This is a genomic window from Monashia sp. HAY1-2A, from assembly GCF_056755315.1.
Genome location: NZ_JBNDHY010000661.1, coordinates 1 through 245, shown reverse-complemented (window position 1 = coordinate 245; position 245 = coordinate 1). Strand labels below are relative to the sequence as shown.

The window sequence follows — 245 nt, the reverse complement described above, 5'->3', positions numbered from 1 at the left end:
CCCCCCCCCCCCCCCCCCCCCCCCTCCCCAACCCAACAACCCCCCCCCCACATTACTACGCGTCTCGTGGGCTCGGAGATGTGTATAAGAGACAGGCTCACGCAGGGGTGGGCCCAGGCCGGCCACCGTCGAGCCGAGAACGTCGGGCACCGTGCGGGCAGTAGGTTGGGAGGATGGCCACCCCCGCCCGCAGCCTGGCCGACGACATCCGCGCTGTCTCTTATACACATCTGACGCTGCCGACG

At 69.8% G+C, this 245-nt stretch carries 1 protein-coding gene; it reads left to right on the top strand.

The window, feature by feature from the left end; genetic code table 11:
* Positions 1–234: hypothetical protein (locus ACPYOM_RS23455; RefSeq protein ID WP_481347821.1), on the top strand; the 234-nt coding region annotated here is incomplete at its 5' end.
* Between the last annotated feature and the right edge of the window lie 11 nt (positions 235–245).